This is a genomic window from Mesorhizobium sp. WSM4308, assembly GCF_002294905.1.
Classification (GTDB): Bacteria; Pseudomonadota; Alphaproteobacteria; order Rhizobiales; family Rhizobiaceae; genus Mesorhizobium.
Genome location: NZ_NSFW01000005.1, coordinates 320,766 through 334,183 on the forward strand (window position 1 = coordinate 320,766; position 13,418 = coordinate 334,183).

Here is a 13,418-nt window from a genome sequence, read left to right on the forward strand (position 1 = left end):
GTTGATGACCATCAAGGGAAGCTGCCACTGCAAGGCGACGACATTCGAGGTTTCAGAGGCACCGGAAACGGTGACGCAATGCACCTGCTCGTTCTGCTCGAAACGCGGCTCGCTCTGGGCCTATTATACTCCGTCGCAGTTCAAGCTCATCACGCCACTGAAAAACGTCTCCTTCTATGAGTGGGGCTCGAAAACCGTGAAACATGGGTTTTGCGCCAACTGCGGCTGCGGCACGTTCACCGAGACGCCGGATTGGTCGACCGGCGAGCCGGATTTCGACAATCCGAAGATCAGCGTCAACTCGCGGCTGTTCGACGACTTCAATCTCGACAAGGTGGAAGTGGTGGTCATTGACGGCAAGAATCTCTGGTAACTGATCCTGGGAAAAGCCGTCGCGGGCGCTTTTCCCATTCCGTTTTTCGCCGCAATTCATGGTACAAGTCGCGGCAAGGGCTGATTTGGCGCCGTCGAAAAAGGCGCGACTTGGAGAGGGACCATCTATGAAGAAGACTGTGCTCGTCGTCGTGGCGACGGCTTTGCTGGTGAGCGCCTGCACCACTACCGATCCGTATACGGGCGACCAGAAGATTTCCAACACGGCCGCGGGTGCCGGTCTCGGTGCCCTTGCAGGTGCCAGCCTTGGTCTGCTTGCCGGGGGCAATGACCGCCGCAACGCGCTGATCGGCGCCGGCATCGGTGCGCTGGCCGGCGGCGCCATCGGCGCCACCATGGATCAGAACGAAGCTGAACTGCGCCGGCAACTCGAGGGCACCGGTGTCAGCGTCACCCGCAGCGGCGACCAGATCATCCTCAACATGCCGTCGGACATCACCTTCAATGTAGATCAGGATGCGGTGAAGCCCGGCTTCTATCCGGTGCTGAACTCGGTTGCGCTGGTGCTGAAGAAATTCAAGCAGACCACGGTCGATGTTTTCGGTCACACCGATTCGACCGGCGGCGACCAGCACAATTTCGACCTGTCGCAGCGCCGCGCACTCGCGGTTGCCAACTATCTGTCCGGTCAGGGCGTCGATCAGCGCCGCTTCGCCGTCACCGGTTTCGGCAAGACGCGGCCGATCGCATCCAATGCGACGGCCGCCGGCCGCGAGCAGAACCGTCGCGTCGAGATCCAGCTGTCGCCGCTCACCTGACGATCTGTTCGGCAAGCGAATGCGAAACGGCCCCCACATGGGGGCCGTTTCTGTTTAAGCGGACGTCCCGCGCTCTTTCGGATTGGCGCGCTGGCGTATTAGCTAGTTCTAAATAACAAGTTCCCCGCAGCCGTGGAAAGGAATAGTATTGTCGCTGTTCCGGAGGGGATGAGGCGGTACTACTGGCCGCGCGATCAGCATTTTTTCCCGCCTCGGTCTTGCACGGCCAGATCAGAAATCTGGGAGGAATGCATGACAAGAACAGCCAGCCTTGGGCGCTGCGGCGTCCTCGCTTTGACAGGTCTCCTTGGCGCATGGTTGGGCGTCACTACGGCTCGGGCCGAGGACGCCAACAAGGCCGACATCGAAGCCTTGAAGAAATCTCTGGCCAAGTATGAAGACTACACCGCAGCTGTCCGCGATCTCTATCTGTCGACGGTTGGCTGCGTCTTCTACAGTGGCGAAAAGATACCGGGCTCGATGGATTACCCAAAAGGCGCCATGGGCGTCCATTTCGTCAACGTCCCAAGCGTCGGCCAGAAGCTCGACCCGATGAAGCCCAACGTGCTGATCTACGAGCCGACCAAGAAAGGCCTGAAGTTGGTCGGCGTGGAATGGCTGGTGCCGTTGACACCGGACACCAAGGAGGCTCCCACACTGTTTGGCCAGAAATTCATGGGCCCGATGGAGGGACACTATCCGCTCATCCCGAGGGAGTTCGTCCACTACGATCTTCACGCCTGGCTGTTCAGGGACAATCCGAACGGCATGTTCAGTCCGACGAATCCGAACGTGAAATGCAACAAGGCCGATTTTCCGATGCTGGAGAAGCCGACCAAGATGATGCCTGGGCCGATGTAGCGGCCGGCCAGGCCAATGCATGTCGGCGCTGAATTCGGTTGCGGTTGGTCCTGAAGAAGTTCCGCCAGACGACCGTCGACGTGTTCGGCCATACCGATTCGACGGCGGCGACCAGCACAATTTCAATCGGTCGCAGGGCCGGGTGCTGGCGGTCGCCAACTGTCTGTCCGGCCACAAAACGGCCCTTCGCGTGGGCCGTTTTTGTTGTAAGCCCACTTAAGATATTGCGTCAGCCCGCTGTCAGCGCGTCGATGAGAATGGAGCAGATACGCGGGATTGCTTCATCCGGAAGATCTGTCCAGCAAGGCAGGCCCAGTTGAGTCGCAACAAGCGTCTCGGTGACCGGCAGTGGTACTCTGGGAAAATGTTCGAAGGCTGTGTGCCGATGCAGGCCGCCGCCCCACCATCGACGGACACCGATACCGGCTTGCGTCAGCACCATGAGCGCCCTTTCCATCGAATCCGACGGCAGGCCAACGGTAACGGTGGAGGATATCCAGCGTTCGCCGAATCCATCCTGCACGTTCAACCCGGGAGTCGAATCGAGCGAGCGGCAATAGCCTCTGGCAACACGCTGGTAGGCGGCACGCGTAAGTGCCCAACCGTCCAGTGCGGCGAGGCCGACGGCCGCGCTGTACTCGTTGAGCTTGCCATTCAACCCCGGCGATGCCGCCTCGCGCGAATTTGCAAAACCAAAATTGGCCCTCGTCACAATTTCGTCGATCAGAGCGCCGTCATCGGACGCGATGAAGCAACCTTCGCCAACGCCGAGTGCCTTGGTGGCATGCAGGCTGACGACTGCCGGAACCCGCGATGGCGTCAGTGAATCGAAGGCCGCGGCCGCGTCGATTGCCACGGCAAGACCGGTATCGCTCTTGAACCGATCCCAGTTCGCGGCATCCATCGGGCCACCGAATGGCATGACCGGCATGACGGCACCGACCTTGCCAGGAGCCTGACTGAGGAGTTGCATCGCCGCCTCTGGCAACAATTGCTGGGTGTCGAGGTCGACGTCGACAAGCCAGGGAACGAGCCCTGCGAGGACCGCCGCATGCGCGCTGGCGGCGAAGGTCCAGGACGGCATCATGCAGAGACTGCCGTTCGCCGGTTTCTGCGCCATCAGCGCCAGCGCCAACCCCAGCGTTGCGTTTGCCAGGCACACGACATGACCCACGGCGATCCGTGCCCTGAGAGCTTCCTGGAAGCGCTGATTTAGCGGACCGTTGTTGCTGTACCAGCGGTTCGCGTCGATCTCGCGCAGATAGGGCAGGATGTCGTCCGTCGTTGGCAGGCGCGGGCGCGCGACCGGGACATCAGGCGCTGGATCGGGATCGGCATCCCATAATCTGCCCGTCATGAAGCTTTGCGACCGTCGGCAATCTTGGGCAGGTAAAGATCTTCATTGGCGGGCAATGGCCGCATCGTTTCGGGCCGGCTGCTGCCGATCTGGAACCAGATGCTGGTCTGCGAGATAACGTAGCAATGCCAATGTTCGATGCAAAGAAACACGAAGCTGCCGAATGGTATCGCCTCGCGGCCACATAGGCGACGATTGCGGCGCCAATGCCTGACATAGGCGCTGCCAAGCGATATGGCCTGTCGCTTGGCAATCAGGGTTCCAAGAAGACGGGTGGCCGTCAGAGCGGCCGCAGCCAGTTCTGCGAGCCGGCCCATGCCGGAACGCTCTCTTCCAACCAACATCGCCTGGGCGGCCCGGCTGCGACGGAAGCCCGGCGATCCGGCATACCCGTCCACCAGGCGATCGAAATAGGCATCCGGCTCATACAGACGCCGCACCAACTTGTCGTAGCCGGCCTTGAGGACTTCGCGCGTCATGTTCTTGGGATGAAAACTGACATGAGGGTCACTGAGATCCAGCCGGCCTTCGGTCCTCAGCCGGTCGTAAAGTGGAGTCGTCGGGATCGGGCACAGGATGCTTACGGTAACCGGTGCGATGCCGCTTTGCTGAATGAACGCGAACTGCTCGTCGAAGATCGCTTCGTCATCGGCATCGAATCCAACGATGAAGCCGGCCTGAATCACCAGTCCCGCGCCGCGAATGCGTTGCAACTTCTCGATCATGGAGTCGCCGCGGACGTTTTGAACCTTCCTGGTTTCTGCCAATGACGAGGCGCGGGGCGATTCGATCCCGACAAAGACCTGGCGGAAGTTGGCCAGCCGCATCAGATCGAGCATTTCCTCATCGTCGGCCAGATTGATGCTGGCCTCGGTGGAGAAGACCAGCGGATAGTTGTTTGCCTGCTGCCAATCGATCAGGACGCGCAGCAACTCCTTGGCCTTGGCCTTGTTGCCGATAAAATTGTCGTCGACCAGGAAGCAAGTGCTGAATCCGGCTTTCACGATCGCCTCGCATTCGAGGATCATTTGCGCGGGCAACTTGAGGCGTGGGCGGCGACCGAAGATGGTTATGATGTCGCAGAATTCGCACAGGAAGGGACACCCTCGCGAGAACTGCAGCGATGCCACCATGTAGCGTCCGGATTTCAGCAGGTCGTATCGCGGCGTCGGCACGGTCTCCATGTTCGTTTTCGCGTCTTGCTCGTAACGCCGATGCACTGACTCGCCCAGGGCGAAGGCCGTCAGGAAGCGTGGCCATGTCTCCTCGGCTTCGCCGATGAAGCGCACGTCACAACGATCGACAAATTCCGGTTCCGATACCGAGACATAGGGACCGCCCACCACTGCGGTAACCGGAAGATCGCGGAGCCGATCGAGGATTTCGAACATGCGGTCACGCTGCACGATCATGCCGGTCACGCCAACGATGTCGAAGTCGCCGAGGTGCTCGAAATCGATGTCCTCGACGTTCTCGTCGACCAGGACGACATCGCAATGCTCTGGAGCAAGGGACGCCAGTGCCGGCAAGGAGCCCGTCACGATCCAACTGCGCTTGCCGCCGGGTAGAATGGCGAGAACCTCATCGCGGGTCCAGATGGAGGGATGGAAGCGCGGATTGATGAGACAAATCCGAAGCCGGCGCGGCGAAGGGAGGTGCGAACTGTGCATCGTGTTGAGCCGATCTGACCGGAGTTACTGGGGGGCAGCGTTTCACGTCGTTGATGGCGTGGTATACAGGGCCATGTCGAACGTATACGGCAATTCCATGAGATATTACAATTGACTGATATTGGTCCGTACAGCGCGCTTGTTGCGCACTATGAGGCGTGTTTGGCGCGGCACGGAGACACATGTAAAGGAGTCGACTGGCCCGATGCCGAAGGGGCGGCGACGCGTTATCGCGTCATGGCAGAGGCGGTGCGCGAGCGCGACCCGATCGACCTGCTCGACTTCGGCTGCGGCGCTGGTCATTTCCTCGACTATTTGCGCCAGACTGATCGCAAGGTGCACTACCGGGGGCTCGATCTGTCGGCGCGGTTCGTTGACCTGTGCCGGCGCAAGTATCCCGGCGTGGCCTTTGATTGCCTGGACGTGATGCAGGACGGGGCGGCTGTGCCCGAGGCCGACTACATCATCATGAACGGTGTCTTCACGGAGCGTTGCGGCATTGCCTACGAGACGATGTTCGATGCCATGACTGGATTGCTGGCAAAAATGTTCCCGCATGCTCGCAAGGGAATGGCCTTCAACCTGATGTCGAAACACGTCGACTGGGAGCGCGAGGATCTCTTTCACGTGCCCTATGACCAGATTGGCCGCTTCATCGTCAGTCAATTGTCGCGCCATCACCTTATCCGCGCCGACTACGGACTCTACGAATACACTGTTTACGTCTACAAAGCTGCCGAATAGCCGGACATCCACGGTGATGACGAGTAGACCAGGGATGCAAGGTAGGGCGCGGGGGCGGCATGGCGGACGTGGTGATTTTTGGGGCAGGGCAGCTCGCCGAAGTTGCCAAGGCCTATCTCGACAGATTCGGCGAGGATCGTGTCGTTGGGTTCACCGTCGACGAAGCCTTCCTCACGCAAGCCGAGTTCAAGGGCCTTCCCGTGGTCGCCTGGGAAAGGCTTGAGGAGCGCTTCCCGCCTGATGCCGTCAAGCTGCTCGGTCCGCTCAGCTACCAGAATCTCAACGAGTTCCGCAAGAACAGGCACAGGGAGGGCAGGGCGCGTGGATACGCCTTTGCGCGGTTTATCCATCCCTCGACCCACAATATGGCGGAGACGGTTGGCGACAACTGCTTCATTCTGGAAAACTGCACGCTGCAGCCGTTTGTTCGCCTCGGCGAGGGTATCATCATCTGGAGCGGCAGCCATGTGGGTCATCACTCCATCATCGAAGACTTCTGCTTCGTGTCGTCGCTGGTGGGATTAGCGAGTGGTGTCCGTGTCGGTACGTGCAGCCTGATCGGTGGCCAGGTCGGCGTCGACAACGGCATCACGATCGGCGCGGGAAGCTACATCGAGTCCCGTTGCATGATCCGGCGCGATGTGCCGCCCAACAGTGTGGTTCGTCATCCCGCGGATCTGCCGAAGCCTTATTCCAGCGCCCGTATCAAGTCGATGAAGTTCCGCTGATGCCCGACCGTCAGAGGAAATGGACCCGGCGGGGATTGCTGTCGGTAAAGGCGGGACAAGGGTGGTGGGCCAGTCACGCACAGTCCCCAACGGTCCTTGCCCTTTCGCCCCGGCTTTGGCGCATCTATTTCGCAGGACGCAACAGCGACAACCGGTCATCCATTCTGGCCGTCGATGTCGACCCGGAAGACGGCATGGGTGTGTTGGACGAGCATCTCGAACCACTCCTGGAGTGGGGACCCCCAGGGAGTTTCGACTGCACCGGGCTGGGGCCGTCTTGTGCGCTGATGATCGGCGGGCGCGTGCATCTCTACTATTCCGGTATCTATCCCCGTCTCGACGTCCGCTCCCAGACAGCGATCGGGCTCGCTGTCAGTGATGATGGGCTGAGTTTCGAGAGAGCATTTGCCGGGCCGATCCGTAGCATCAGCCCGGCTGATCCCTATTTCGTTTCGACGCCCTTTGTCAGTGCGGTCGAGGGCGGCTATCGCATGTGGTACACCAGCGGTGTCGGCTGGACCGAGACCAAGGGTATGCTGGAGCCGGACTACGTCCTTCGCACCTGTTTTTCACCAGATGGCATGCTGTGGGAAACGGGCTCGAGCGTCGTCCTGTGCGACGATCTTGATGACGGTATCAGCCAGACGCGTCCCTGGATCACACATGAGGCTGATGGCATGCGCCTGTGGTACAGCAGGCGCGGGCGGGACTTTCGCGCCAGCGGCAAAGAGGCTTACCGACTGTTTTCCCATGGCATGGACGCCCGGAACGGAACCGTCGGTGGAGCCCAGCCTGTGATCTTCAGCAATCCGCCGGCCGCCGGCGAATTCGACAGCTCGATGCAGGCCTATTGCTGCATCATGCAGCGCCCCTCCGGCGACGTGATGTTCTACAATGGCGACAGGTTTGGCGAGGCCGGAATCGGCTGGGCAACCCGCGATTTGACCTGAGCAGGCCCGAATGACTTTCGAATTTCGAATCCCGATCCTGCCCGAACAGGAGTTTTTTTCGAACGTCAAGCTGGCCGCCTTGTCGCTAGCCAGTCTCGGCGGCGCCTATGCCGCCGCTCCCATTGTGGTCTCCGTCGGGGGGCATGCCGACTTCAGTGAAATCAGTGCCGTCAATCGATGGGCATCGACCTACCCGGTGACGTGGCGTCCCGTGCCTCACGCTGTCAGCGATCGGGGCTTTTCCTCGGGCTTCGACCGTTATGCCGAACCGCCACGCGGTGACGTCATCATCCTTGTGGACGCTGACGCCTGCCTGATGCGGCCTATCGACGGCCTTCTGCAAAGCATGCGCGACGCCGACCGTCCTAGCGTGGCTGGGCTGCCGGCGCATTTCTCGCCATTCTCGAGAAATGGCGCGGAAAATGACGCGGCGTGGCGCCGACTTCTTGGGGCATTCGGCTTCGCAGACACGCCCCTGACCTTCCGATATTCCCAGTCGCCGGATGAAGCGTTCGGTGGCTGCCCGCCGTATTTCAACTATGGTTTCGTCGTCTTCAACAAGATGGCATTCACCGCAATTCAGCCGTTGATCCGCCCGCTGACGGCGCGTGTATTGGACTATTTGAAGGATACACCCTCCATCTTCTTTTCTGCCCAGATCGCGCTGTCATTGGCGATCCTGACGGTTGGAGCCGATCCTTTGCCGCTTGGGCCGGAGTACAACTGCCCGAACTCAGACGAGATGCTGGCGCACGGGCTGCATGACGCGGCTGACATCAGGGTGCTGCATTATCTTCGCCGCGAGCAGTTCGACCGTCACAGCTTCCTGTGCGACCGCGCTGAATTCGACGCCTTCTGCAACACGTCATTCGCATCTCCGGTTCTGCAAGCCTTCCAGCGGCACGTTCGAAGCCTGCCTCATCTCTTCTATGGCGAAGGGGAAACACAGTGACGGGCAAGCTCACCATTGCTGTCATGCAGCCATACTTCTTCCCCTATGCGGGTTATTTCCGCCTGATGGCCACGAGCGACATCTTCGTTGTTTTCGACGATGTCCAGTTTGCGCGCCGGGGAAGGGTGCACCGCTGCGAAATGACGCCGGGACACTGGCTGACATTGCCGGTTGCGCCGATGCCTTTCGACGCGCTGATAAAGGACCTGCGCTGGGCGAACGATGCCCGAACCACCTTGGACAAGCGGCTGGCTTTCTTCGGCCTGCCATGCCAAGCGCGGACGCCAGCGGCAGAGCAGATCAACGGCCACCTGACCGGGTCCCTTGGTGACGTGACAGATTTTCTCGAGGAAGGTCTTCGGCTAACGGCCGATGCGCTTCAGTTCAGACCGGACGTCGTACGCAGCTCCCGCCTCGGCATCGATCCTGCCTTGCGTGCACAAGCCCGCGTGATCGCCATCGTTCAGGCACTTGGCGGCCAGCGCTACATCAATGCTCCGGGCGGACGCAGCCTCTATTCACGCGATGCCTTTCAGCAAGCAGGTATAGATCTTCGATTTCTCGTGCCCTATGCAGGAAGGTTCCCGCACATCTTGCCTGCCTTGCTAGGCAACGGCCTTGCCGACCTTCGCGATGATATCCGAAAGACGTGCCAATTTGCCAAGTGATCGTTTGCCGATCGCTTGGCGGCTATTTCAGGCTTGGCCCAGTCAGACCTTGGCGACGATGCGCATGAAGGCAGGCATGTCGTCGCCGAAGCCAACGGTGGTGTCGTTGTCTTCCTGGTGGCGATGGCGGGCAGGACGGCTGTTGTCTCGCTGCGGCCTGGTGTCACCGCGTTCCGGTGCGCGCTGTTCGTTGCGATCGGAGGATTTGCGTTCGGTGTTTTCCGAACGGATCGCGTCCTTGCGTGCGCGCCGCTCGCTGATATCGGCGACGCCCGTCCCAGTCACATCGGGCTGTTCTTGCTGTGCGACCACGGTCGAGGCGTCTTCCTCGCTGTGTCTGGCACGGCGTTCGCCGCCCTTCTTGCGCTCGCCTCTGTCCTTGCGATCGTCGTCCTTGCGGCCGGCGCGGCGCGGCGCGCCTTTGCCACGGCGCGGAGCGTCGTCCTCGCCGCCTTCGCTGGCCACGACCGTCGACAGGTCACCGTCATGCCATTCGATCTTGTTGCCGATCAGCCGTTCGATGGCGTCGATATATTTGGTGTCGGACTTCGTCGCGATGGTGAAGGACTTGCCGGAGCGACCGGCGCGGCCGGTACGGCCGATGCGGTGGACATAGTCCTCGGCATGGATCGGCACATCGTAATTGAAGACATGGCTGACATCGGGGATGTCGAGGCCGCGCGCGGCGACGTCCGATGCCACGAGGTAGCGCAGCTTGCCGTCACGGAAATTGGCCAGCATCTGCATGCGGGCGCGCTGGTCCATGTCGCCATGCAGGGCGCCGGCATCGAAATCATGCTTCAGCAGCGAGCGGAACAGCTCCGACACTTCGACCTTGCGGTTGCAGAAGATGATGGCGTTCTTCAACTCAGCGTCTTCGGCCTTGATGAGGTTGCGCAACGTCTCGCGCTTGTCCCAGGGCTTCGAGCCTGATTTGACCAGCCGCTGGGTGATGTTGGTGGCGGCCGACGCGGCCTTCGAAACTTCGACACGCACCGGCGCGTGCAGAAACTTTTCCGTCAGCTTGGTGATTTCCGGCGGCATGGTCGCCGAGAAGAACAGCGTCTGCCGGGTGAACGGGATCATCTCGCAGATGCGTTCGATATCGGGAATGAAGCCCATGTCGAGCATCCGGTCGGCCTCGTCGATGACGAGGATCTCGACGCCGTTGAGCAGAAGCTTGCCGCGTTCGCGATGGTCAAGCAGACGGCCAGGCGTCGCGATCAGCACGTCGGCGCCGCGCTCCAGCTTCTTGTCCTGCTCGTCGAACGACACGCCGCCGATCAGAAGCGCGATGTTGAGCTTGTGATTCTTGCCGTATTTGACGAAGTTTTCCTCGACCTGCGCGGCAAGCTCGCGCGTCGGTTCGAGAATCAGCGTGCGCGGCATACGGGCGCGGGCGCGGCCCTTTTCCAGCCGGGTCAGCATCGGCAGCACGAAGGAGGCCGTCTTGCCGGTGCCGGTCTGGGCTATGCCCAGCACGTCCTTGCCGAGCAAGGCGTGCGGGATGGCACCGGCCTGGATCGGTGTCGGCTGCGTGTAGCCGGCATCGGTAACTGCGGAAAGCACCTTCGGCGACAGGCCGAGGTCTGAAAAGGTCAACGCTTCTTGAGCGATCGTGGTGTCTGAGGACAAGTGTTGTTGTCTTTGGCTGGTTCGGGGAGGCGCAACGTTATTCGTCGCGGCAAGCGCCACGCGCTTGCAAGATTGGCATTGCGATTAGGCGCAAGTCCGCGATTTGTCAACAGAAACGGGCGGGATTGGCGCGATTGTGAAGCTGTAACCTTAATCGCGATGCTTAATCCGGCCGCTTGTCTCTGTGTAGGCTCAGTAACGGAACTGCTCGGCAAGGATGCGCTCGTTCCAGGAGTGATTGGGGTCGAACAGCAAGGTTGCGGTCGCCGCCGGCGACTCCCGCACCGTTACCGAGGTCACCGCCTTGACCTCCGTGTGGTCCGCCGCGGCGTTTACCGGCCGCTTTTCCGGCTCCAGAATATCGAAGCGCACGGTCGCCTTGTTGGAGAGCAATGCGCCCCGCCAGCGGCGCGGGCGAAACGGGCTGACCGGCGTCAGTGCCAGGAGCGGCGCGTCGAGCGGCAGGATCGGGCCATGCGCTGAAAGATTGTAGGCGGTGGATCCCGCCGGCGTCGCGATCATGACGCCATCGCAGCTGAGTTCCTCGAGCCGTATCTGGTCATCGACGCTGATGCGGATCTTGGCCGTCTGGTAGGATTGGCGCCACAGCGCAACCTCGTTGATCGCCAGCGCCGAGACGGTTTCGCCTTCCGAGGTGACGGCCAGCATTTCCAGCGGTCGGATGGTTTCGGCGACCGCGGCCGCGATACGCTCGGTGAGCCCTCCGGAACGGTACTCATTCATCAGGAACCCGATGGTGCCACGGTTCATGCCGTAGACCTTCTTTCCCGTTCCCATCGTGTCGCGCAAGGTCTGCAGCAGGAAGCCGTCGCCGCCCAGGGCCACCACGACCGCGGCCTCGGCGACCGGACACTGGCCATAGCGTGCCGACAGACTTTCCAGCGCCGCCTTGGCGTCTGCTGTGTCGGACGAGACGAAGGCGATGCTGTTGGCGGCTGTGCTCATGGCTCCCCGATCGCGACCGATTGGCGCCGGCAGGTCTGGCCGCGCCCGGGCCGGGGTAGCACGGGGCGGGCAGGTCTGCAAAGAGAGCCGTTGCGCCGGCACGCTAGGCATGCCGCGCGAGCATCGACCGAACCTGCGGATCGCGCTTCATGACAGGGCGCGAGCGATTGTGATGGTTAAGGCGGGGCTTAAAGTCTCGTAAAGGCGGAACGATCATGTTAGCCGGCATGAATGGCGTGGGGGCGCCCGCAGCACCGCTCTATCCTTCGGATGCCAAAAGGACGCTGCGGCAGTTTTGATTTGTGCGCATTCCTCCTCCGGGGACACGCACCAGCCAGACGAGGCCGACATATTGCCGGTAGCACGCCTGATCATCGTCTTTCTCATGCTGGGTAGCTTCGCGCTGGTCTTCGCCGAGCTTGTGCGCCAGTCGGAAAATATGAGCATGAGACCGCTGCCGACAGCGTCGCGCTGCGGCGATGCCGCCGGAATGCCTTGCCCGCAACGGGCACTGTAGGTCGCCGGAATACGCCACTCGTCCGTAGATACCGCCGACGCTCGGCCCATCCCTAGCGACAGTTTCATGCCTGGGCGACCGGAGCCCTGGCTGGCGCAAGTTTGATCGTTGCAATTGCGGCATCGACGAAAGCACTGGTAGAAGACGTGTCGTATCCGGATAGGACCGTGTCGTTCTGGAAAACAAGCGTTGCGGCGGGTTGACCGGCCGTGTTTCTAAAGGGGAGCGCGCATGCCGCGCAGCGTGTTGGTTTCTGGTGGCTGCGGCTTTCTTGGCTCCCATCTTGTCGATCGTCTGCTGCGGCGTGACGATCTGGAAACGCTGGTCGTCGTCGACAATCTGTGGACCGGATCGCGCGACAACATTGCCCATGTCTCGGACCCGCGGCTCAGCCTGCGGATTGCTGATGCCGAGACCTTCAGGACCAGCCAGCATTTCGATGAGATCATCCATCTGGCGTCACCGGCTTCGCCCGTATGGTACATGCGCGAGCCGGCGCGCACGATCAAAGCCAATATAGGCGGCGCGCTCAATCTCCTGTCGCTGCTCAGGCCCGGCGGTCGCTTCTGCTTCGCCTCGACCTCGGAGGTCTATGGCGATCCCCTGATGTCGCCGCAACCGGAGAGCTACCGGGGATCCGTGGACTGCACCGGGCCAAGGTCCTCCTATGACGAGAGCAAGCGCTGCACGGAGGCGCTGCTTTTCGAGGAGCAACGTGTCAGCGGGCTCGATGTGCGCGTCGTCAGGCTGTTCAACACCTATGGGCCGCGAACGCGCATCGATGACGGCCGCGCGGTTTCGAATTTTGTCTGCCAGGCCCTGACCACGGGAATCCTGACTGTCCATGGCGACGGCTCCCAATCACGCAGTTGGGGGTATGTGGACGATATCGTCGACGGCCTGGAGCGTTTCTTTTGGCGCGACAGCATCACATACCGGGGACCCCTGAACATCGGCAACAATCGCGAGGTCTCGGTTCTCGGTATCGCGAAATTCGTCTGCTCGCTTGTTCCGGGCAGCCGCATCGAACACCATGCGCCAATTCCGCAGGATCCGACAAACCGCTGCCCGGACTTGACCCTGGCAAGGCAGGTTCTTCCTGGATGGGAGGCGACGACCAGCTACGAGGAAGGGATCCGGCGCACCTTCGAGTGGTACCGGCGACGGATTGTGACTGGGGACAGATCGGCGGCAAGCGCCTGAAAAGCCGAAGTTCCGG

General features: G+C 61.2%; 14 protein-coding genes. 10 read left to right on the forward strand and 4 right to left on the reverse strand.

The features are described 5' to 3' along the window. The first annotated feature begins 4 nt into the window (after nucleotides 1-4). The 3 genes from CK227_RS12065 to CK227_RS12075 all read left to right on the forward strand — a co-directional run bounded on the left by CK227_RS12065 (nucleotide 5) and on the right by CK227_RS12075 (nucleotide 2,012). Nucleotides 5-373, forward strand: coding sequence for a GFA family protein (locus CK227_RS12065; RefSeq protein WP_032933394.1), 369 nt, complete (start codon nucleotides 5-7; stop codon nucleotides 371-373). A gap of 127 nt (nucleotides 374-500) precedes the next feature. Further along, a complete protein-coding gene (locus CK227_RS12070; RefSeq protein ID WP_095204385.1) occupies nucleotides 501-1,151 on the forward strand; it encodes an OmpA family protein in 651 nt (216 codons plus the stop codon). 252 nt (nucleotides 1,152-1,403) lie between these two features. After that, complete coding sequence (locus CK227_RS12075) at nucleotides 1,404-2,012, forward strand: hypothetical protein (protein ID WP_095770268.1); 609 nt, start codon at nucleotides 1,404-1,406, stop codon at nucleotides 2,010-2,012. 229 nt (nucleotides 2,013-2,241) lie between these two features. Here the strand turns inward: CK227_RS12075 and CK227_RS12080 are convergent, their stop codons facing one another. After that, entirely contained in the window at nucleotides 2,242-3,369 is a 1,128-nt protein-coding gene (locus CK227_RS12080) for a DegT/DnrJ/EryC1/StrS family aminotransferase (protein WP_095770267.1), read from the reverse strand. Further along, complete coding sequence (locus tag CK227_RS12085) at nucleotides 3,366-5,039, reverse strand: radical SAM protein (RefSeq protein ID WP_095770266.1); 1,674 nt, start codon at nucleotides 5,037-5,039, stop codon at nucleotides 3,366-3,368. The genes CK227_RS12080 and CK227_RS12085 overlap by 4 nt, the downstream gene beginning before the upstream one ends. Nucleotides 5,040-5,150: 111 nt before the next feature. On the opposite strand from CK227_RS12085, the gene CK227_RS12090 reads away from it, so the two are divergent. From CK227_RS12090 to CK227_RS12110, 5 genes are read left to right on the forward strand one after another with little or no spacing between them, the layout of a single operon-like run. Then, nucleotides 5,151-5,783: a class I SAM-dependent methyltransferase gene (locus CK227_RS12090; RefSeq protein WP_210421422.1), complete on the forward strand. Its 633-nt coding sequence runs from the start codon at nucleotides 5,151-5,153 to the stop codon at nucleotides 5,781-5,783. Between the two features lie 59 nt (nucleotides 5,784-5,842). After that, complete coding sequence (locus CK227_RS12095; RefSeq protein WP_095770264.1) at nucleotides 5,843-6,511, forward strand: acetyltransferase; 669 nt, start codon at nucleotides 5,843-5,845, stop codon at nucleotides 6,509-6,511. After that, nucleotides 6,511-7,461: a hypothetical protein gene (locus tag CK227_RS12100; RefSeq protein WP_143750501.1), complete on the forward strand. Its 951-nt coding sequence runs from the start codon at nucleotides 6,511-6,513 to the stop codon at nucleotides 7,459-7,461. Before CK227_RS12095 ends, CK227_RS12100 begins: the two co-directional genes overlap by 1 nt. 10 nt (nucleotides 7,462-7,471) lie before the next feature. Beyond that, nucleotides 7,472-8,413, forward strand: a complete 942-nt coding sequence (locus CK227_RS12105; protein WP_095770262.1) for a hypothetical protein — start codon at nucleotides 7,472-7,474, stop codon at nucleotides 8,411-8,413. Further along, a complete protein-coding gene (locus CK227_RS12110) occupies nucleotides 8,410-9,081 on the forward strand; it encodes a WbqC family protein (RefSeq protein WP_095770261.1) in 672 nt (223 codons plus the stop codon). The genes CK227_RS12105 and CK227_RS12110 overlap by 4 nt, the downstream gene beginning before the upstream one ends. Nucleotides 9,082-9,123: 42 nt before the next feature. Here CK227_RS12110 and CK227_RS12115 read toward each other — a convergent pair whose 3' ends face one another. Then, complete coding sequence (locus CK227_RS12115) at nucleotides 9,124-10,716, reverse strand: DEAD/DEAH box helicase (RefSeq protein ID WP_179296303.1); 1,593 nt, start codon at nucleotides 10,714-10,716, stop codon at nucleotides 9,124-9,126. A 192-nt stretch (nucleotides 10,717-10,908) separates the two neighbouring features. Next, the gene (locus tag CK227_RS12120) at nucleotides 10,909-11,682 is read right to left on the reverse strand and encodes an NAD kinase (protein WP_095770259.1); all 774 of its coding nucleotides are present in this window, start codon (nucleotides 11,680-11,682) and stop codon (nucleotides 10,909-10,911) included. A gap of 352 nt (nucleotides 11,683-12,034) precedes the next feature. On the opposite strand from CK227_RS12120, the gene CK227_RS12125 reads away from it, so the two are divergent. Together CK227_RS12125 and CK227_RS12130 are read left to right on the forward strand one after the other, a co-directional pair. Next, nucleotides 12,035-12,199 carry a hypothetical protein gene (locus tag CK227_RS12125; RefSeq protein WP_245317932.1) on the forward strand — a complete coding sequence of 55 codons (165 nt, stop codon included), beginning with the start codon at nucleotides 12,035-12,037 and terminating at the stop codon, nucleotides 12,197-12,199. Nucleotides 12,200-12,430: 231 nt separating this feature from the next. Further along, the gene (locus tag CK227_RS12130; RefSeq protein WP_095770257.1) at nucleotides 12,431-13,402 is read left to right on the forward strand and encodes an NAD-dependent epimerase/dehydratase family protein; all 972 of its coding nucleotides are present in this window, start codon (nucleotides 12,431-12,433) and stop codon (nucleotides 13,400-13,402) included. Nucleotides 13,403-13,418: the final 16 nt, after the last annotated feature.

Bases quoted from the DNA above. Each gene is read 5' to 3' on its own strand.
- CK227_RS12065 (WP_032933394.1), top strand. From the start codon at position 5: ATGACCATCAAGGGAAGCTGCCACTGCAAGGCGACGACATTCGAGGTT.
- CK227_RS12070 (WP_095204385.1), top strand. From the start codon at position 501: ATGAAGAAGACTGTGCTCGTCGTCGTGGCGACGGCTTTGCTGGTGAGC.
- CK227_RS12075 (WP_095770268.1), top strand. From the start codon at position 1,404: ATGACAAGAACAGCCAGCCTTGGGCGCTGCGGCGTCCTCGCTTTGACA.
- CK227_RS12080 (WP_095770267.1), bottom strand. From the start codon at position 3,369: ATGACGGGCAGATTATGGGATGCCGATCCCGATCCAGCGCCTGATGTC.
- CK227_RS12085 (WP_095770266.1), bottom strand. From the start codon at position 5,039: ATGCACAGTTCGCACCTCCCTTCGCCGCGCCGGCTTCGGATTTGTCTC.
- CK227_RS12095 (WP_095770264.1), top strand. From the start codon at position 5,843: ATGGCGGACGTGGTGATTTTTGGGGCAGGGCAGCTCGCCGAAGTTGCC.
- CK227_RS12100 (WP_143750501.1), top strand. From the start codon at position 6,511: ATGCCCGACCGTCAGAGGAAATGGACCCGGCGGGGATTGCTGTCGGTA.
- CK227_RS12105 (WP_095770262.1), top strand. From the start codon at position 7,472: ATGACTTTCGAATTTCGAATCCCGATCCTGCCCGAACAGGAGTTTTTT.
- CK227_RS12120 (WP_095770259.1), bottom strand. From the start codon at position 11,682: ATGAGCACAGCCGCCAACAGCATCGCCTTCGTCTCGTCCGACACAGCA.
- CK227_RS12130 (WP_095770257.1), top strand. From the start codon at position 12,431: ATGCCGCGCAGCGTGTTGGTTTCTGGTGGCTGCGGCTTTCTTGGCTCC.